General features: G+C 56.5%; 16 protein-coding genes. 12 read left to right on the plus strand and 4 right to left on the minus strand.

The annotated features are described in order from the left end of the window. Nucleotides 1-11: 11 nt before the first annotated feature. From ACFL9S_RS17200 to lplT, 3 genes are all read left to right on the plus strand, one after another. Nucleotides 12-1406, plus strand: a complete 1395-nt coding sequence (locus ACFL9S_RS17200) for an efflux transporter outer membrane subunit (protein WP_405263081.1) — start codon at nt 12-14, stop codon at nt 1404-1406. A 185-nt stretch (nt 1407-1591) separates the two neighbouring features. Beyond that, nucleotides 1592-3748, plus strand: a complete 2157-nt coding sequence (gene aas, locus ACFL9S_RS17205; RefSeq protein ID WP_405263082.1) for a bifunctional acyl-ACP--phospholipid O-acyltransferase/long-chain-fatty-acid--ACP ligase — start codon at nt 1592-1594, stop codon at nt 3746-3748. Next, entirely contained in the window at nt 3745-4962 is a 1218-nt protein-coding gene (gene lplT / locus ACFL9S_RS17210) for a lysophospholipid transporter LplT (RefSeq protein WP_405263083.1), read from the plus strand. The genes aas and lplT overlap by 4 nt, the downstream gene beginning before the upstream one ends. A 48-nt stretch (nt 4963-5010) precedes the next feature. On the opposite strand, the gene ACFL9S_RS17215 is transcribed toward lplT, so the two are convergent. The 4 genes from ACFL9S_RS17215 to mutH form a co-directional block, all read right to left on the minus strand. Beyond that, complete coding sequence (locus ACFL9S_RS17215) at nt 5011-6051, minus strand: NADP(H)-dependent aldo-keto reductase (RefSeq protein ID WP_405263084.1); 1041 nt, start codon at nt 6049-6051, stop codon at nt 5011-5013. 240 nt (nt 6052-6291) lie between these two features. Further along, entirely contained in the window at nt 6292-6507 is a 216-nt protein-coding gene (locus tag ACFL9S_RS17220; RefSeq protein ID WP_405263085.1) for a YgdI/YgdR family lipoprotein, read from the minus strand. A 176-nt stretch (nt 6508-6683) separates the two neighbouring features. Further along, the gene (locus tag ACFL9S_RS17225) at nt 6684-7394 is read right to left on the minus strand and encodes a TerC family protein (protein ID WP_405263086.1); all 711 of its coding nucleotides are present in this window, start codon (nt 7392-7394) and stop codon (nt 6684-6686) included. Nucleotides 7395-7493: 99 nt separating this feature from the next. Next, complete coding sequence (gene mutH, locus ACFL9S_RS17230) at nt 7494-8180, minus strand: DNA mismatch repair endonuclease MutH (protein ID WP_405263087.1); 687 nt, start codon at nt 8178-8180, stop codon at nt 7494-7496. Nucleotides 8181-8865: 685 nt separating this feature from the next. Here mutH and rppH point away from each other — a divergent pair. The 9 genes from rppH to recC all read left to right on the plus strand — a co-directional run bounded on the left by rppH (nt 8866) and on the right by recC (nt 18854). Further along, nucleotides 8866-9393 carry an RNA pyrophosphohydrolase gene (gene rppH / locus ACFL9S_RS17235; protein WP_405263088.1) on the plus strand — a complete coding sequence of 176 codons (528 nt, stop codon included), beginning with the start codon at nt 8866-8868 and terminating at the stop codon, nt 9391-9393. A gap of 12 nt (nt 9394-9405) precedes the next feature. Next, a complete protein-coding gene (gene ptsP, locus ACFL9S_RS17240) occupies nt 9406-11652 on the plus strand; it encodes a phosphoenolpyruvate--protein phosphotransferase (protein ID WP_405263089.1) in 2247 nt (748 codons plus the stop codon). Between the two features lie 142 nt (nt 11653-11794). Further along, the gene (lgt, locus tag ACFL9S_RS17245) at nt 11795-12673 is read left to right on the plus strand and encodes a prolipoprotein diacylglyceryl transferase (RefSeq protein WP_405263090.1); all 879 of its coding nucleotides are present in this window, start codon (nt 11795-11797) and stop codon (nt 12671-12673) included. Continuing rightward, nucleotides 12670-13464, plus strand: coding sequence for a thymidylate synthase (gene thyA / locus ACFL9S_RS17250; protein ID WP_133846079.1), 795 nt, complete (start codon nt 12670-12672; stop codon nt 13462-13464). The genes lgt and thyA overlap by 4 nt, the downstream gene beginning before the upstream one ends. A 238-nt stretch (nt 13465-13702) precedes the next feature. Continuing rightward, nucleotides 13703-14164, plus strand: a complete 462-nt coding sequence (locus ACFL9S_RS17255) for a prepilin-type N-terminal cleavage/methylation domain-containing protein (protein ID WP_405263091.1) — start codon at nt 13703-13705, stop codon at nt 14162-14164. Beyond that, nucleotides 14155-14706 (plus strand): prepilin peptidase-dependent protein, encoded by a 552-nt coding sequence (locus tag ACFL9S_RS17260; RefSeq protein WP_405263092.1) that lies wholly within the window; start codon nt 14155-14157, stop codon nt 14704-14706. Before ACFL9S_RS17255 ends, ACFL9S_RS17260 begins: the two co-directional genes overlap by 10 nt. After that, the gene (locus tag ACFL9S_RS17265; RefSeq protein WP_405263093.1) at nt 14703-15119 is read left to right on the plus strand and encodes a DUF2509 family protein; all 417 of its coding nucleotides are present in this window, start codon (nt 14703-14705) and stop codon (nt 15117-15119) included. Before ACFL9S_RS17260 ends, ACFL9S_RS17265 begins: the two co-directional genes overlap by 4 nt. After that, complete coding sequence (locus tag ACFL9S_RS17270; RefSeq protein ID WP_405263094.1) at nt 15109-15429, plus strand: prepilin-type N-terminal cleavage/methylation domain-containing protein; 321 nt, start codon at nt 15109-15111, stop codon at nt 15427-15429. Before ACFL9S_RS17265 ends, ACFL9S_RS17270 begins: the two co-directional genes overlap by 11 nt. Nucleotides 15430-15494: 65 nt before the next feature. Beyond that, nucleotides 15495-18854 (plus strand): exodeoxyribonuclease V subunit gamma, encoded by a 3360-nt coding sequence (gene recC / locus ACFL9S_RS17275; RefSeq protein WP_405263095.1) that lies wholly within the window; start codon nt 15495-15497, stop codon nt 18852-18854. Nucleotides 18855-18924 lie beyond the last annotated feature (70 nt).

Consider the following 18924-nt stretch of genomic DNA (forward strand, 5'->3'; position numbering starts at 1 on the left):
TAATGATAAACATGAAAAAACTCACTCCCCTTGTACTGGCGATGATAGTTAGCGGGTGTGCCGTTGGCCCGGACTACCAGCGCCCGACAGCACCCACCTCGCTACAGTATAAAGAGGCCAAAGGCTGGCAGCAGGCTACGCCGCAGGATCAGGTCAGTAAAGGTGACTGGTGGGCGGTGTATCACGACAGCACGCTCGATGGCCTGCTGCGTCAGGTCCGCATCTCCAATCAGAACGTGGCGCAGTATGAAGCGCAGTATCGTCAGGCGCTGGCGCTGGCCGCCGAATCGCGCAGCGATCTGCTGCCAACGGTCACCGGCACCGGCAGTTCGACGCGCAGCGGGGCATCCGCCGCCACCAGCACCAGCGGTCAGTCGGTCAGCAACAGCCACTCATTGCAGGCCTCCGCGTCCTGGGAGCTGGATATCTGGGGCAAGCTGCGCCGCACGCTGGAGGAGAACCGGGCCAGCGCCGATGCCAGTGCGGCCGAACTGGCGAATATTACGCTCAGCGCCCAGTCGACGCTGGCGCAGGACTATTTCCAGCTGCGCATTCTTGACCAGCGCATCGCGCTGTATCAGAAAAGCGTGGAGGCCTATCAGCGCTATCTCTTGGTTATCCAGAATAAATACCAGGCGGGCAGTGAATCACGCGGCACCCTGGCGCAGGCGGAAACCCAACTGGAAAGCGCACGCGCTTCGGCGCTGGATCTCAGCTGGCAACGTGCTCAGCTTGAACATGCGATTGCCGTGCTGATGGGGAAAACCCCGGCAGAGTTCAGCCTGGCGGTGGCGCCGCTGCAGGCGACACTGCCGACAGCGCCCGTGACATTACCCGCAGACTTGCTGCAACGTCGCCCGGATATTGCTCAGGCAGAACGTACCGTGGCCGCCGCCAATGCCGCCGTCGGCGTGGCGATTGCCGGTTACTACCCGGATCTGACGCTCAGCGCCAGCGCAGGATACTCCGGCTCCAGCTTTAGCAATCTGCTGACGTTACCCAATCGTGTCTGGTCGCTGGGACCGGGCCTGAGCGGGACGCTGCTTGATTTCGGTGCCACCTCTGCGAAAGTGGAGCAGGCACGCGCCGCTTACGATGCCGATGTTGCCAGCTATCGCCAGACGGTGCTGTCCGGCTTTGAAGAGGTGGAAAACTATCTGGTGGCACTGCGTACCTTCGAGGCTGAAATGCGGGCGCAGCAACGTGCGGCGGCCTCGGCACAGGAGTCCGCGCGCGTCACCTACAATCAGTACCAGGCCGGGATGATCGACTATCTTGATGTCGCCAGCACCGAGAACACCAGTCTCACCCAGCAGCAGAGTTTGCTGACGCTGCAAAGCACCCAGTGGGTAACCAGCGTGCAGTTGATCGTTGCGCTTGGGGGAAGCTGGCAGACTGGCCGCTAATTGTTCCCTGACTTACCGCCTGTAGGGGGGGGCCTGCTCCCTACAGTTATCCCTTTTCCCTGCCGATAGATCCGCTATTACTCAACATCATCACCACTACAGGCAGGAAAAAATCATTAGATATTGAGTTGTCCTCACCTTTGCTGCATCGTTAACGCAATTTGTTACAGCGAAAAGGACAAAGCATGCTGTTCACTGTGTTGCGTTTTCTGTTTCGGGTGCTGTTTGGCACCCGCCTGACGGGCGATCTCTCCGGGCTTTATAAAGAGAAGGTGTTGATCACCCCGAACCATATGTCATTTATTGATGGCATCCTGCTGGCGGTCTTCCTGCCGGTGAAACCCGTATTTGCCGTCTACTCCTCTATCAGCGAGCAGTGGTATATGCGTGCGCTGCGCTCAGTGATCGACTTTGTTCCCCTTGATCCCACCAAACCGATGTCCATCAAGCACCTGGTGCGCCTGATTGGCCAGGGGCGTCCGGTGGTGATCTTCCCGGAAGGCCGTATCACCGTGACCGGTTCACTGATGAAAATCTACGATGGTGCGGGCTTTGTCGCCGCGAAATCGCAGGCCACCGTGGTGCCGCTGCGTATTGAAGGCGCCGAATACACGCTGTTTGGCCGCCTGGCGGGCGTCTTTAAACGTCGCCTGTTTCCCCGTATCACCCTGACCGTATTGCCTGCCACCATCATCCCGATGCCTGAGGCGCCACGTGCACGCGATCGCCGCCGTCTGGCGGGTGAGCATCTGCATCACATCATGATGGAAGCGCGCATGGCGGTACGTCCGCGTGAAACGCTGTACCAGGCCTTCCTGGCAGCACGCGCGCGCTATGGCCTGTTTAAACCCTGCGTGGAAGACGTCAATTTTAAACCGGACAGCTACACCGGACTGCTGAAAAAATCGCTTGGCGTGGGGCGTATTCTGGAGCGCTACAGCCAGCCGGGTGAATATATTGGCCTGCTGCTGCCGAATGCCACCGTGACAGCGGCGGCGATCCTCGGTGCCTCCATGCGTGGGCGCATCCCGGCGATGCTGAACTACACCGCAGGCGTGAAAGGGCTGACCAGCGCTCTGGCCGCGTCTGAAGTGAAAACCGTGTTTACCTCGCGTCAGTTCCTGGATAAAGGCAAGCTGTGGCATCTGCCGGAAGGCATCCCGCAGGTGCAGTGGATTTACCTCGAAGATTTGAAAGATACCGTCACCACACAGGATAAACTGTGGATCCTCGGCCATCTGCTGATGCCTTCCCGCGCGCAGGTGCCGCAGCAGCCGGAAGATGCCGCAATGGTGCTGTTTACCTCCGGCTCTGAAGGCCACCCGAAAGGCGTGGTGCATTCACATAAAAGCCTGCTGGCAAACGTTGAACAGATCCGCACCGTGGCTGATTTTACCCCGCGTGACCGCTTTATGTCGGCGCTGCCGCTGTTCCATGCGTTTGGCCTGACCGTCGGTCTGTTTACCCCGCTGATGACCGGTGCAGAAGTGTTTCTTTATCCCAGCCCGCTGCACTATCGCATCGTGCCGGAGCTGGTTTACGACCGTAACTGTACCGTGCTGTTTGGCACCTCAACCTTCCTCGGTAACTATGCGCGCTTTGCCAGCCCTTACGACTTTGCCCGTTTGCGCTACGTGGTAGCGGGGGCGGAGAAGCTGCAAAACCAGACCCGTGAGCTGTGGATGGAAAAATACGGCATCCGTATTCTTGAGGGTTATGGTGTGACGGAATGTGCGCCCGTGGTGGCGATCAACGTGCCGATGGCCGCGAAATCTCACACCGTGGGTCGCATTCTGCCGGGCATGGACTCGCGCCTGGTTTCCGTACCGGGGATCGAGCAGGGCGGCCTGTTACAGCTGCGTGGCCCGAACATTATGAAAGGCTATCTGCGTGTGGAGCGCCCCGGTGTGCTGGAAGCGCCTCAGGCAGATAACGGCGAAGGCCAGATGGACGCGGGCTGGTATGACACGGGCGATATCGTCAGCTTTGATGAAGGCGGTTTCTGTCAGATCCAGGGGCGTGTGAAGCGCTTTGCGAAAATCGCCGGAGAGATGGTTTCGCTGGAAAGTGTTGAACTGATTGCGCTGAAAGCCTCGGCGGAAAAACAGCATGCGGCCACCATCAAACCGGACGGTAATCGCGGCGAAGCGCTGGTGCTGTTTACCACCGATGCCACGCTGACCCGTGAACAGCTTACCCGTGCGGCGCGCGAACTGGGCAGCCCGGAGCTGGCGGTTCCACGCGATATTCGCGTGCTGTCACAGCTGCCGCTGCTGGGCAGCGGTAAACCGGACTTCGTTACCCTGCGTGAAATGGCTGAAAAGCCGGAGGAACAGGCATGAGCACATCCCAGGTGAGTGGTCAGCCGCTATTGTCGAAGGGCATGATGGCGGTGATTGTGGCGCAGTTCTTCTCCGCATTTGGTGACAATGCGCTGCTGTTTGCCACGCTGGCGGTGATGAAATCGCTGGTCTACCCGGAGTGGAGCCAGCCGGTGCTGCAAATGATGTTCGTTGCCACCTACATCCTGCTGGCACCGTTTGTCGGGCAACTAGCCGACAGCTTTGCCAAAGGGCGGGTGATGATGTTTGCCAACGCCCTCAAGCTACTGGGCGCGCTGGTGATCTGCTTTGGCTTCGATCCGTTCCTCGGCTACAGCCTGGTGGGCATTGGCGCTGCGGCTTATTCTCCGGCGAAATACGGCATTCTCGGGGAACTGACTGGCGGTGAAACGCTGGTGAAAGCCAACGGTCTGATGGAATCTTCCACTATTGCCGCGATCCTGCTGGGATCGGTGACGGGCGGCTTCCTCGCTGACTGGAATCTGACGGCGGCGCTGGTGGCCTGTGTGCTGGCTTATGCACTGGCCGTCGCGGCGAATGTGCTGATCCCAAAACTGGCGGTGGCACGCGGAGGGCAGTCATGGCATCCGGCCCGCATGTCGGCCAGCTTCTTCCGCGCCTGCGGCATTCTGTGGCGTGATGGCGAAACCCGTTTCTCGCTGGTGGGCACCAGTATGTTTTGGGGCGCGGGCGTGACGCTGCGTTTCCTGCTGGTGCTGTGGGTGCCGGTGGCGCTGGGGATCAGTGACAACAAAACCCCAACGCTGCTCAATGCGATGGTGGCGATAGGTATTGTCTTCGGCGCTATTGCCGCAGCGAAACTGGTGACGTTAAAAACCGTGGGCCGCTGTATGCCTGCTGGCGTGCTGATTGGCGTGGCGGTGCTGTTCTTCTCATTACAGCAACAGGCTATCAATGCCTATGTGCTGCTGGTGATTATCGGCATGCTCGGTGGCTTCTTCGTTGTGCCGCTTAACGCGTTGTTGCAGATGCGTGGAAAAGACTCGGTAGGGACGGGGAATGCGGTGGCGGTGCAGAATCTGGGCGAGAATACCGCGATGCTGCTGATGCTCGGGCTTTACACGCTGGCGATTAAGTTTGGTGCGCCGCCGGTGGCGACGGGCGTCGGCTTTGGTGCGCTGTTTGCGCTGGCGATTGCGGTGCTGTGGGGTTGGCAGTTGGCGCAGAAACGGAAAGTCACCCGTCAGCTCTGACGGGTCAGTCATACCAGGCAGGGCGAACGGTCGCCCTGCCTGCGGTCCTTACGGTGCCGGGTAGGTGTAGCGACGGTGAATCGCTTCCAGCCCTTCAATCACCTCTTCATTCAGCGTGACATCATAGCTGTCAATATTGATCTTCAGCTGTTCCAGCGTGGTTGCGCCCAGCAGGGTGCTGGCAACAAACGGCTGCTGGCGCACGAAGGCCAGTGCCATCTGTGACGGGTCTAACCCGTGTTTCTTCGCCAGCGCGACATACTCAGCCACTGCCTGATTCGACTGCTCGCTGCTGTAACGGGTAAAGCGGCTAAATAATGTGTTACGCGCCCCGACAGGTTTTGCACCGTTGAGGTATTTACCACTCAGGGTGCCGAACGCCAGGCTGGAGTAGGCCAGCAGTTCAACCCCTTCATGCTGGCTGATCTCGGCCAGTCCCAGTTCAAAGCTGCGGTTCAACAGGCTGTAGGGGTTCTGAATGCTGACAATGCGCGGCAGCTCATGTTTCTCTGCCAGTTGCAGGTAGCGCATCACGCCCCACGGTGTTTCATTGGAGACGCCGATATAGCGAATTTTACCCGCACGCACCTGCTCGGTCAGCGCTTCCAGCGTTTCCAGCAGCGTCACAGTCGCGGCGTTATCGGTGTACTGATAGTTCAGCTTGCCGAAGTAGTTGGTCTGACGCTGCGGCCAGTGCAGTTGGTATAAGTCGAGATAGTCGGTATTCAGACGTTTCAGGCTGGCATCCAGCGCAGTACGAATATTCTTGCGATCCAGCGCCTGGTTCGGCCGGATAGAGGCATCGGCACCGCGTACTGGCCCGGACACTTTAGAGGCGAGAATGACTTTATCGCGGTTGCCACGGGCTTTCAGCCAGCTGCCGATGTACTGCTCGGTCAGGCCCTGGGTTTCAGGGCGGGGTGGCACAGGATACATTTCGGCGGTATCAATCAGGTTGATCCCGCGGCTGAGGGCTAAATCCAGTTGTGCATGGGCGTCGGCTTCGCTGTTTTGCTCACCAAACGTCATGGTGCCCAACCCCAGGGAACTGACTTCCAGGGTGCTGTGAGGGATACGGTGATAATGCATGGCCGGCTTCCTTTTTCATTCGTCAAAGGTCAGGGACATCAGGGCGTCCGCAACAGGGGCTTCTTGCCTGGGGCTGGCAGGTTATGCCAAAAACCCGGTTTTCGACTATAACCGTGCAAGACGGGTGGGGGAAGAGGGGATTTATCGGGAAGTGCTATAAAAGCAGCTTTAAACTGGCCATATTTCAAGTCGCAGAAGCCTGCTGATTCTGCAACTCGAACGATGGACAGGACCGTGGCGTTAACGCTCAACGATAGAGGAAACTTCATCACCGTTAATTTGCAGCTCGTGACCGGAATCATCGGTATATTTCACCAGACCGGTCTCTTTATCAATTTGCGGCTTACCGTCGGTCATAATCATCTTGCCGTCTTTGGTTGCCATCACATAATTACTGCTGCAACCACTGACTAATACGGCCATGCTCAGCACCATTGCGCCTAAAATCCACTTCATCGTTGTCTCCCTTACTTTTCATTACTCAACACTTCAGCATAAGTGTAGTAATAAACTATTTTCCCTGTAGCGATAATAGTATGAGTCTGAAAATAGACTGTGCGCACAACATACCGTTGACATGGCATCACCACTATCTTTTTACCCAGCCCCAGAGGCCGGGTAAGAAGGTGATGTTACAGTGGGCGTTTTTTATTGCGTGCCAGATTGAGGCATTCCACCGCCATAGAGAAGAACATGGCGAAATAGATGTAGCCTTTAGGAATATGAATATTGAAGCTTTCCAGCATCAGTGTGAAACCGACGAGGATCAGGAACGCCAGCGCCAGCATTTTCACCGACGGATGTCTGTCAACAAAATCACCGATGGAACGTGCGGCAAACATCATCACCAGCACCGCGATCACCACGGCTGCCATCATAATCACCAGATGGTCGGAGAGACCCACGGCAGTAATGACGGAATCAAGACTGAAGATAATATCCAGCAGCATGATCTGCACGATAGCGCCGATAAACGAATGCACATTCACATTGTTTTCACCGTCGCCGCCTTCAATCGTTTCATGAATTTCCATGCTCGACTTCCACAGCAGGAACAATCCACCAAACAGCAGAATCAAGTCGCGCGCCGAAAAGGCGTGATCCATCAGGGTAAACAGCGGATCGGTCAGGCGGATCACCCAGGCAATAGAGGCCAGCAGACCCAGCCGCATCAACATTGCCCCGGCCAGACCAATACGGCGGGCGGTATTTTGTTGATGCTTAGGCAGTTTAGCCACCACCAGAGAGAGGAAAATAATATTATCGATACCGAGAACAATTTCGAGAATTGTCAGCGTTCCGAGAGCTAACCAGGCATTGGGATCGGCAATCCAGTCAAACATTGTAATGTTGCACCCTAAATTGAAATGAAAGTTAAACGAAAGCTAAACGGCGATTATACGCAAGGTTGACGGTAGTGGGAAAATCTTTACAGGGGTTTTTTATAGCAGAAAATGCCGGGCAAGCAGCCGACCGGTAAAGGTCTTCTTCAGGTAAAAACCGCGCGGTAGCGTCATGATCGGCTGCCCGTCACGGCCAATTCCTTCTGTCAGCGCTTTGCTGTTCGCGGCTTTCGGCCGGATTTGCAGGAATTCCCCATGACGAGCGGTGATCTGTTCAACCTGGCCCAGCACAATCATATCCATCAGCTCTTCCCAGTCGCGCTGCAACTGCCACTCCTCTTCGGCATCCGGACTCCAAAATAAAGGCGCGCCCACATGGCGCTGTTCCAGTGGAATAGCGCGATCACCTTCCACGGGCACCCAGAGTACCCGCGTCAGTTTATGGCGCACATGACTGTTATGCCAGGTGACGCCGCTGTTGCCGGTCAGTGGTGCTACGCAAACAAAGGTGGTTTCCAGCGGATGGCCGCTGGCATCAACCGGAATGGTTTTCAGCTCGATGCCAATCCCGGCAAAATCCTGCTCTGGCTTACTGCCCGCACTGGCCCCGAGATAGCGTTCCAGCAACAGGCCAACCCAGCCTTTGTCGCGCTTCAGATCGCGTGGAATAGGCAGGTTAATGCGTGCTGCCAGTTCGCCCAGCGTATAACCTGCCAGCGCGGCAGCGCGCGCCATCAGTTCGCCTTCGTTTTGGGGCGGAGGAACGGGGTATCGATCGCCAGTCATCATCACGTCCGTAATCTGTTCAAAAAGTAATCGTCATTTGCCCACAGAGAAAATATCCCGAACAGGTCTGGGGAAAACACCAATAATAGCATGATAAATCATGTTTTTTTATTGCATCAGGTACGTAAAAAAAAGCCGTACCCTACAGTTTTACCCGGCTTGTCACCGACAATGAACAGGATCACCGGGGTAGTTATCCACAGAAAAGTGGGATAACTCCCTCTTTATGATAATACTGTTTCCATTTACAGCCTTGACGTTGGCACTTTTCCCCCGTTTAACCTTTTTTATGCCTAACTAATCGGCATATTCTGTGGATAACGTGTAAGGCGTTCGATCTTTCACCAGTTGGCGATCAGCGGATGATGACAGCCAAATGACAAGCGGTTGAAAGCCTGTGGTTAACGGCAGAAGATGATGATTAATATGGGGTTATTCTTAGTTTTAAAAAAGCCTCTTTGTGTCGGTAAAAAAGTTTTCCCCACCTGTTAACAGAGTTCTGCACAAAGCTATCCACAGAAAACGTGAATAAGATCGCACTTTTATCCGGGTATCTGTTTATAACTTTGCCAAAATGGACAAGTTATCCCAGCCTGATAGCGTCACATCCCCTAAAAGCAGTGGTTTACCGTCTGTAAGGAGTATGAAACAATCAGAACATCCAGTTTTAGTTTGAGGTAGTCCGGTGATCGATGATGATGGCTACCGCCCGAATGTTGGTATCGTAATTTGTAACAGGCAGGGACAGGTGTTGTGGGCCAGGCGTTTTGGTCAGCACTCCTGGCAGTTTCCCCAGGGAGGCATTAACTCTGGTGAAACGGCGGAGCAGGCGATGTACCGCGAACTTTTCGAGGAAGTCGGTTTGAACCGCAAGGATGTGCGCATCCTTGCATCCACCCGTAACTGGTTACGATATAAGTTGCCAAAACGTTTGGTGCGTTGGGACACAAAGCCGGTTTGTATCGGCCAAAAACAAAAGTGGTATCTTCTGCAGTTGATGTGCAATGACGCGGATATCAATATGCAAACCAGCAGTACGCCAGAGTTCGACGGCTGGCGCTGGGTGAGCTTTTGGTATCCGGTACGCCAGGTGGTCTCTTTTAAACGCGATGTTTACCGCCGCGTGATGAAAGAGTTTGCCAGCGTGGTTATGCCCCTGCAGGAGAATACCGTACAGCGAAATACGCCAGGTTTTCGACGGAAGAGAGGTTAAGCCACGTAGATTATGCTCACACAGCTACGCGAAATAGTTGAGAAAGTGGCGGCAGCGCCCCGGCTTACCGAGGCGCTGGATATTCTGGTTAACGAAATCTGTGTGGCGATGCAAACCGAGGTCTGTTCGGTCTATCTCGCGGATCACGATCGGCGCTGCTATTACCTGATGGCTACCCGTGGGCTAAAAAAGCCGCGTGGGCGCACTGTTGCCCTGGCATTTGATGAAGGTATCGTTGGCTTGGTAGGGCGGCTTGCAGAGCCGATCAACCTCGCAGATGCGCAGAGTCACCCCAGCTTCAAATATATTCCTTCGGTTAAAGAGGAGCGCTTCCGTTCCTTCCTTGGCGTGCCCATTATCAGCCGTCGCCAGTTGCTTGGCGTACTGGTGGTTCAGCAGCGCGAACATCGTCAGTTCGACGAAAGTGAAGAGTCTTTTCTGGTTACGCTGGCTACGCAGATGGCGGCGATCCTGTCGCAGTCACAGCTTAATGCCCTGTTTGGCCAGTACCGTCAAACCCGCATTCGTGCGCTGGCAGCCGCACCCGGCGTTGCGGTAGCGCCGGGCTGGGTCGACTCCAGCCAGCCTTCGCTGGAAAACGTCTTTGCCGCCTCGACCCTCGATACCGTGCGCGAACGCGAACGCCTCGCGCTGGCCATGACTGAAGCCTCGAACGAATTTCGCCGTTACAGCAAGCGTTTTACTGCCAGCATGCACAAAGAGAGTGCGGCGATCTTCGACCTCTACTCTCACCTGTTAAGCGATGCCCGGCTGAAAAAAGATCTGCTGGCGGAAATCGATGCCGGTTCAGTCGCTGAGTGGGCGGTTAAGAAAGTTATAGAGAAATTCGCCGCTCAGTTTGCCAGTTTGCAGGACAGCTACCTGCGTGAGCGCTCGGGCGATCTGCGTGTGTTGGGGCAGCGCCTGCTGTTTCACCTCGATGACACCATGCAGGGCACCAATACCTGGCCTGAGCGCTTTGTGCTGGTGGCCGATGAGCTGACCGCAACCACGCTGGCCGAGCTGCCACGCGACCGCCTGGCGGGCGTGGTGGTGCGCGACGGTGCCGCCAACTCGCATGCCGCGATTATGGTGCGGGCGATGGGCATCCCGACAGTAATGGGTGCTGACATCCAGCCCGAGCTGATTAAAGGGCACCTGCTGATCGTTGACGGCTACCGTGGTGAACTGCTGGTCGATCCTGAACCGGTGCTGGTGCAGGAATATCAGCGGCTGATCAGTGAAGAGAATGAGCTGAGCCTGCTGGCGGAGGATTTTGTCTTCCTGCCCGGCGCGCTGAAAAGCGGCGAACCAGTGAAAGTGATGCTCAACGCAGGCTTAAGCGCCGAACACGAGAAGATGGTCGGGAACCGGGTGGACGGTGTGGGTCTGTATCGCACCGAAATTCCTTTTATGCTGCAAAACGGGTTCCCCTCCGAAGAAGAACAGGTGGCGCAGTATCAGGGCATGCTGCAACTTTTCCTGGATAAACCGGTGACCCTGCGCACCCTGGATGTGGGGGCGGATAAACAGCTGCCGTATATGCCAATCAGTGAGGAAAACCCCTGCCTTGGCTGGCGCGGGATTCGCCTGACGCTGGATCAACCAGAGATCTTTCTGGTGCAGTTGCGTGCCATGCTGCGTGCCAACGTCGCCAGCGGCAACCTGAATATTTTGCTGCCGATGATCACCAGCCTGGAAGAGATCGATGAGTCCCGCCGCCTGATCGCACGTGCGGCGCGTGAAGTGGAAGAGATGCTCGGCTATGTTATTCCACAGCCGCGTATCGGCATTATGGTCGAAGTGCCCTCGATGATCTTTATGATCGGGCAGCTTAAGGGGCGCGTCGATTTTGTCTCTGTTGGGACTAACGACCTGACACAGTATCTGCTGGCGGTCGATCGCAACAACACCCGCGTGGCAAGCCTGTATGACAGCCTGCATCCGGCAATGCTACGGGCATTAAAAAGCATTGCTGATGAAACCCAACGCGCGGGTATCGAACTCTGCCTGTGCGGTGAAATGGCCGGTGATCCGATGTGTGTGGCGCTGTTAGTGGGCATGGGTTATCACCATCTCAGTATGAACGGCCGCAACGTGGCGCGCGTAAAATACCTGCTGAGCCACCTTGAGCGTGAAGATGCGCAAGTGCTGGCGCAACGTGGCCTGGAAGCGCAGTTTGCGACCGAGGTACGTCATCTGGTGGCCTCATTTATGGAGCGTCGCGGTTTAGGCGGTCTGATTCGTGGTGGCCGTTAAACGTGATTTTTTGGCAGCGTACGCTTAACAAAGTTTACAGTTAGCCCGGACCGCAATAATTCGCATTATGCTATGATGCGCGCCTTATGCAGCCCCGGAGTGTGCGGCTGCCTGTCAGGACTGACTTTACTAATGGTGAAAGATGAATAACGGCTATCTGGCTTTCCCCCAATTTGATCCGGTGATTTTCTCCGTCGGACCGGTTTCACTGCACTGGTACGGACTGATGTACCTGGTGGGTTTCGTTTTCGCGATGTGGCTGGCAGTACGCCGTGCTAACAAACCGGGTAGCGGATGGAAAAAAGAAGAAGTAGAAAACCTGCTGTATGCCGGTTTCCTCGGTGTCTTCCTCGGCGGGCGCATCGGTTACGTGTTGTTCTACAACCTGCCGCTGTTCCTTGATAACCCGCTGTACCTGTTCAAAGTCTGGGATGGCGGCATGTCCTTCCACGGTGGCCTGATTGGGGTGATCGTGGTGATGCTGATCTTCGCCTTGCGCACCAAACGCAATTTTTTCCAGGTCTCTGATTTTATGGCACCGCTGATCCCGTTTGGTCTGGGTGCTGGCCGCCTCGGCAACTTTATCAACGGTGAGCTGTGGGGCCGCGTTGACCCGAATCTGTCGTGGGCGATGCTGTTCCCAGGCTCACGTAGCGAAGATATTGCACTGGTCGCCACCCACCCTGAATGGCAGTCGCTGCTGTCGACATACGGTGTATTGCCGCGTCATCCTTCACAGCTTTATGAGCTGATCCTTGAAGGTATCGTGCTGTTTATCATCCTCAACGTCTTTATTCGTAAATCTCGCCCGATGGGCGCGGTATCCGGGCTGTTCCTGATTGGCTACGGTGCGTTCCGTATTATCGTTGAATTCTTCCGTCAGCCTGATCAGCAGCTTGGCCTGTTCGGCGGCATCAGCATGGGGCAGATCCTCTCTGTGCCAATGATTGTGGCTGGTGTGATTATGATGATTTGGGCGTATCGCCGTCGTCCGCAGCCACAGCTTCGTGAGGAAAAATGAAACAGTATCTGGCGTTAATGCAGCATGTGCTCGACCAGGGCACGCCGAAAAACGATCGTACCGGCACCGGCACATTGTCGATTTTTGGTCATCAGATGCGTTTCAATTTGCAGGAAGGTTTCCCGCTAGTCACCACCAAGAAGTGCCATCTGCGCTCGATTATTCATGAGCTGCTGTGGTTTCTGAACGGTGACACTAACATCGCTTACCTGAAAGAAAACAAGGTTTCGATCTGGGACGAGTGGGCTGATGAAAATGGCGACCTCGGCCCGGTATACGGCAAACAGTGGCGCAGCTGGGGAGCACCAGATGGTGCTCAGATTGACCAGTTGACGAAAGTGGTTGAGCAGCTGAAAAGCGACCCGGATTCACGTCGTATCATTGTTTCCGCCTGGAACGTGGGTGAGCTGGACCAGATGGCGCTGGCGCCGTGCCATGCGTTTTTCCAGTTCTATGTGGCCGATGGCAAGCTCTCTTGCCAGCTTTATCAGCGCTCCTGCGATATTTTCCTCGGCCTGCCGTTTAACATCGCCAGCTATGCGCTGCTGGTGCATATGATGGCGCAGCAGTGTGACCTGGAAGTCGGTGATTTTGTCTGGACGGGCGGGGATACTCATCTGTACAGCAACCACCTTGAGCAGACGCGTTTGCAGTTAACGCGTGAGCCGCGTGCGCTGCCGAAGCTGGTGATCAAACGCAAACCTGCTTCCCTCTTCGACTATCGTTTCGACGACTTTGAGATTGAAGGCTACGATCCGCATCCGGCAATTAAAGCCCCGGTAGCAATCTAAGCCTGCATGCCCCCTTAACCGGGGGCATCACTTCTCGACCGCATCCCCGCATGACTGATGTTACCGCTTTATCTCCCCCATGTGGCTTGTTCACCTCCCCGACATTTTCCCCTGATGTTAAGAGCCTTCTTTTAATCTGAATGAAACCCCCTGCAAGTGAGTAATCAGTCTGGAAGACGGCGCGCAATCCTGCCAACTGCCGCTGGTTTGAGCGCATGGAAAGGGCACACTACCGGGCATGAAAACGAAAAATCTGGGCGGGTTTACCCTGCTGGAAATGATGGTGGTGGTGACGATTGTCAGCCTGTTGAGCCTGGGCGCCTGGAGCGGCTGGCATAGCTGGCAGCAGCGACAGCAGCTGAACGACACTGCGCAGCAAATCCAGCGTCTGTTGCAGCGGCTGCGCAGTGATGCCAACTGGCACAATACCGTGCATCTCTTGTGGCTGAAATCCACTGATCGCTGGTGCCTGGGCACAGGCACGGCAGATTGCCTGACCCCCACAAAACATACGCTGCGGGCACCGAATCCCGGCGTTATCGTGCAACGGATCACCAGCGGTTTAGGGTTTTATGGCAAGAAAAATACCGCCCATCCCGGCAGTATTTTAATCGGCAACGACGCCGGTGAGCGGCGCATTATTGTCTCGTCTCGTGGACGAGTGCGCATCTGTTCACCGTCTGAGGAGAATTGCCGGTGAAGGCACAGGGATTCACGCTGCTGGAAATGCTGATGGCGATGGCCATTGGCAGTCTGTTAATGCTGGGTGCGGCGCGCACGCTGCCGCAGCTTCAGGTACAAAACCTGCGTTTAATGATGCAGGCGCAGCTGCATGAGGATATGCAGCAGATTATGCATACCCTGGAAAAAGCCGTGCGGCGTGCAGGCTACTGCCACGGTAACTGCCGCGACACCGAACAAGGTGGGATGCACATCTCGGCGGGATGTCTGCTGGTGCGCTGGGATGAAAACAGTAACGGTCGCTGGGAAGCGCCGGGTCGTGAGGACAGTGAAGTGTATGGCTACCGCCTGCGTGGCTCCAGTCTGGAAATGCAGCGTGGCGTCACCGATTGTCAGGGCAACGGTTGGGAGAGGCTGAATGACCCTCGGCGGGTCGGTATTCGTGCTTTCCAGGTGGTTAAAAGCGGGCGTCAAATCAAGGTCAGTCTCAGCGGTTTTGCGCAGCGTGAACCGGGTATCGCGCGCGATCTGGAACACTGGCTGACGGCGGAAAATCTATGATTCAGGCATCGTCACAACGGGGCAGCGGCGCGCTGATCATGGTGATAATGATCCTGCTGATGGGAACACTGATGCTTAACGCTACGCGGCAGCAGCTCGATGATTCAATGAGCCTGGTGGGCGATGAACGATTTTACCTGCAGCAGTTCACCGGGGCGATGTCCGCACTGGCCTGGGGGGAACGGCTGCACTGGGGGGCGGCAGAAGAGTGGCACTGTCAGCAGCAAGCGGCGCATCACTGGCGTGCCTGTTTTCATCCCGTTGATCCCTTACTGCGCGGTGACAGCGGGCCAGATACGCTGGCACTTTATCGCTGGGTCAGTCAGCAGGCGAAGGGCGTTTTACAGGCGCAACCGCACGGCTGGCTTGATTACTGTCCATTGGCCGGTGAGGGTGCCTGCGATGTTGACTGAACGGACGCAGCAACAAGGATTCAGCCTGGTGGAAATCCTCTTTTCTCTGCTGTTGTTCAGCCTGAGCTACACGGCGCTACTGCACTACCAGCAGGCGCTGGGGCAGGGCTTTCACTGGCAGTGGCAGCAGCGCGATGCCTGGCGGCAGGCTTTCCTGCGACTGGAGGGGAAGGAGACAGCAGGCTGGCAAACCCAGCAACAGTCACGCATCGGCCCGCAAGGTTGCCAGTTAGTCACCGTGCAGGCGATCAGCCCCGCCGGGCGGCGTGCCGAACTGACGCAGCTCCAGTGCGATGAAAACAAACGATAGCGTGGTGAAGGCCGGGCGTATCGGGTTAAAGTAGCCTCCGTCGCCTTCTTTAAGGGAATATTTGTATGTTTACCGTGTACCACTCCAATCAGTTGGATCTGCTAAAAACGCTGGCGTGCTGGCAGATAGAAAACCAGCCGCTGGGCGATCCGCTGCGTTCTGAAGTGGTGCTGGTGCAAAGCCCTGGCATGGCACAGTGGCTGCAGATGTCGCTGGCCGACGAGTTCGGCATCGCTGCGAATATCGACTTTCCCCTGCCCGCCAGTTTTATCTGGGACATGTTTGTCAGCGTGTTGCCTGAGATCCCGAAAGAGAGTGCCTTTAATAAATCCAGCATGAGCTGGAAGCTGATGGCTATCCTGCCTGGCATGCTGGACGCTGAAGAGTTTGAAATGCTGCGCCATTATCTCAGCGATGGTGACGACCGTAAGCTGTTCCAGCTGGCTTCACGCGTGGCGGACCTTTTTGACCAGTATCTGGTCTATCGTCCGCACTGGCTGAACAGTTGGGAAAAAGGGCAATTGGTCGATGACCTTGGGGAATCCCAACGCTGGCAGGCACCACTGTGGGCTGCGCTGGTTGACTACACGGATAAACTAGGCCAGCCAGAATGGCACCGTGCCAACCTCTATCAGCGCTTTATTGCCCGGCTGGAAAGCAGCCGCGAACGCCCGGCCAATCTGCCCGACCGGGTGTTTATCTGCGGCATTTCGGCCCTGCCGCCGGTTTACCTGCAAGCGCTTCAGGCGCTGGGTAAGCATATTGATATCCATCTGCTGTTCACCAATCCCTGCCGCCACTATTGGGGCGACATTCAGGATTATGGTTTTCTGGCAAAACTGCAAAGCCGCCATCGCCGCCATTATCAGGATAACCGTGAGATCCCCCAGTTTCGCGACAGCGATGCAGCACCAGGCCTGTTTAACGAGGGTGGTGAGCAGCAGCTGAGTAACCCGTTGCTGGCCTCCTGGGGCAAGCTGGGACGTGACAACCTGTACCTGCTGGCACAGATGGAACCGAACGAAGTCTTTGCCTTTGTCGATATTGAACCGACCAACCTGCTGCATGCGCTGAAGCGCGATCTGCTGGAGCTGGAAGATCATGCCGCGATTGGCCTGAAGCAAAGCGAATGGTCCACGAGTCGTAGCAAGCGGGTGCTCTCTCCTGAAGACCGTTCGGTGGCGATCCACCTTTGTCATAGCCCGCAGCGCGAGGTGGAAGTGCTCCAGGATCGGCTGCTGGCGATGATGGCTGACGACCCGGCGCTCACCCCGCGCGATATTATCGTCATGGTGGCCGACATTGACGCCTATACGCCGTTTATTCAGGCGGTATTTGGCAATGCCCCGGCCGATCGTGCGTTGCCGTTTGCTATTTCCGACCGCCGTGCCAGCCAGGCCCATCCGGCATTACAGGCTTTTATCTCGCTGCTCAGTCTGCCGGAAAGTCGCTTTACCGCTGAGGACGTGCTGGCGTTGTTGGAAGTGCCTGCGCTTGCCAGCCGCTTTACCGTGGACGAAGAAGGATTACGCCTGTTACGCCACTGGGTGGCGGAGTCTGGCGTTCGCTGGGGGCTGGATGATGACAGCGTGCGCGAACTGGACCTGCCTGCCACCGGCCAGCACACCTGGCATTTTGGCCTGACGCGTATGCTGCTGGGTTATGCCATGAACAGCGAAGCCGGGGACTGGCAGGGGATCCTGCCTTACGATGAATCCAGCGGGCTGATTGCTGAACTGGCGGGAAATCTGGCTGAACTGTTGATGCAGCTCAACCGCTGGCGGCAGTGGCTGAGTGAACCCCGTGAACTCCAGCACTGGCTGCCGCTGTGCCGTCAGATGCTGGATGATTTCTTTACCAGTGATGCGGAAACGGAAGCGGCGCTGGCGCTGATTGAAGAGCAGTGGCAGCAGGCGATTAACTACGGCGTGGAGGCGGGTTATCAGCAGGCCGTGCCGCTGACGCTGCTGCGTGATGAACTGTCGTCGCGTCTCGACCAGCAGCGCATCAGCCAGCGTTTCCTCGCCGGGCCAGTCAACTTCTGTACCCTGATGCCTATGCGCTCGATCCCGTTCAAGGTGGTCTGTCTGCTGGGCATGAACGACGGTGTGTATCCGCGTACGCTGCCGCCGCTGGGCTTTGACTTAATGAGCCAGCAGTCGCAGAAGGGTGACCGTAGCCGCCGTGACGATGACCGTTATCTGTTCCTCGAAGCGCTGAACTCGGCGCAGCAACAGCTGTATATCAGCTATATCGGCCGCTCAATTCAGGACAATACGGAACGTTACCCCTCGGTGCTGGTCAGTGAATTAGTGGAATACATCAGTCAGAGCTTCTGCCTGGAGCAGGACCGCGACCGCGATGTCGACAGCAGTGCAAAAGCGGTTGTGGAGCATCTGCACCATTTGCATAGCCGGATGCCCTTTGCGGCGGAAAACTTTAGCGCAGAATCTGAGTTCCGCAGCTTTGCCGCTGAATGGCTGCCCGCCGCCAGCGCGCAGGGGACGGCGCATCCGCCGTTTATGCAGGCGCTGCCCGATGAAAGTACGGATGAGCTTAGCTTCGATAAGCTGGTGCGCTTCTGGCGTCACCCTGTCAGGGCCTTTTTCAGTCTGCGTCTTGGGGTTAGCTTCCATCTTGAAGAGACCGGTCTGCCCGATGCGGAACCTTTTTCTTTACAGGGGCTGAGCCGTTATCAGGTCAACACCCAGCTGCTGAACAGCCTGATTGAGGGCAGTGAAAGCGAACGATTGTATGCCCGTCAGCGCGCTGCCGGGGCGTTACCTTACGGTGCCTTTGGCGAACTGTTCTGGCAGGAACAGGAGCAGGAGATGAGCGAACTGGCCGGACGCGTGCGTGAACTGCGGGCGTCGGCTGCGAGCTGGGAGATTGCACTGGCGGTGGGTGGCGTGACGTTAAGCGGCTGGTTGCCCCAGGTACAGGACAGCGGATTGCTGCGCTGGCGACCGGGCATTCTCAACTTTAACGATGGCCTGACGCTGTGGCTGGAGCACCTGGTGTACTGCGCAATGGGTGGCACCGGCAGCAGCATAATGTTGGGACGCAAAGAGAGTGAATGGCATTTCCCACCACTGGCGCCGGACGCCGCGCAGCAGCAGCTTGCAGGTTATATTGACGGCTACCGCCAGGGCATGTGCGCGCCGCTGCTGCTGACGGCATCCGGTGGGGCCTGGTTAAAAGCCTGCTTTGATGAAAAAGCGGGCGTCGTGTTGCGCGATGAGGCAACGCTGAAAAAAGCGCGCGGGAAGTTACTGTTGTGCTGGCAGGGGAATTATCAGGTTGATGGCGAGGGCACGGACCCTTATCTGCAACGTTTGTTGCGCACGCTGGATAGCGCTAGCGAACAGGAGATGGCGGTGCAGGCCGAACGGTGGCTGCTGCCGTTACTGATGCAGAATAGTTGATGTTTTCAGGACATTCAGGGCGACATCCTGTAGTGTTTTTATTGTGTTAGCGTACGTCACACAGCTGTAC

Source organism: Erwinia sp. AnSW2-5 (genome assembly GCF_045107195.1).
Taxonomy (GTDB): domain Bacteria; phylum Pseudomonadota; class Gammaproteobacteria; order Enterobacterales; family Enterobacteriaceae; genus Erwinia.

Excerpts from the sequence above, each read along its gene's own strand:
- ACFL9S_RS17200 (WP_405263081.1), top strand. The coding sequence starts at position 12 with ATGAAAAAACTCACTCCCCTTGTACTGGCGATGATAGTTAGCGGGTGT.
- aas (WP_405263082.1), top strand. The coding sequence starts at position 1,592 with ATGCTGTTCACTGTGTTGCGTTTTCTGTTTCGGGTGCTGTTTGGCACC.
- lplT (WP_405263083.1), top strand. The coding sequence starts at position 3,745 with ATGAGCACATCCCAGGTGAGTGGTCAGCCGCTATTGTCGAAGGGCATG.
- ACFL9S_RS17215 (WP_405263084.1), bottom strand. The coding sequence starts at position 6,051 with ATGCATTATCACCGTATCCCTCACAGCACCCTGGAAGTCAGTTCCCTG.
- ACFL9S_RS17220 (WP_405263085.1), bottom strand. The coding sequence starts at position 6,507 with ATGAAGTGGATTTTAGGCGCAATGGTGCTGAGCATGGCCGTATTAGTC.
- ACFL9S_RS17225 (WP_405263086.1), bottom strand. The coding sequence starts at position 7,394 with ATGTTTGACTGGATTGCCGATCCCAATGCCTGGTTAGCTCTCGGAACG.
- mutH (WP_405263087.1), bottom strand. The coding sequence starts at position 8,180 with ATGACTGGCGATCGATACCCCGTTCCTCCGCCCCAAAACGAAGGCGAA.
- ptsP (WP_405263089.1), top strand. The coding sequence starts at position 9,406 with ATGCTCACACAGCTACGCGAAATAGTTGAGAAAGTGGCGGCAGCGCCC.
- lgt (WP_405263090.1), top strand. The coding sequence starts at position 11,795 with ATGAATAACGGCTATCTGGCTTTCCCCCAATTTGATCCGGTGATTTTC.
- thyA (WP_133846079.1), top strand. The coding sequence starts at position 12,670 with ATGAAACAGTATCTGGCGTTAATGCAGCATGTGCTCGACCAGGGCACG.
- ACFL9S_RS17255 (WP_405263091.1), top strand. The coding sequence starts at position 13,703 with ATGAAAACGAAAAATCTGGGCGGGTTTACCCTGCTGGAAATGATGGTG.
- ACFL9S_RS17265 (WP_405263093.1), top strand. The coding sequence starts at position 14,703 with ATGATTCAGGCATCGTCACAACGGGGCAGCGGCGCGCTGATCATGGTG.
- ACFL9S_RS17270 (WP_405263094.1), top strand. The coding sequence starts at position 15,109 with ATGTTGACTGAACGGACGCAGCAACAAGGATTCAGCCTGGTGGAAATC.
- recC (WP_405263095.1), top strand. The coding sequence starts at position 15,495 with ATGTTTACCGTGTACCACTCCAATCAGTTGGATCTGCTAAAAACGCTG.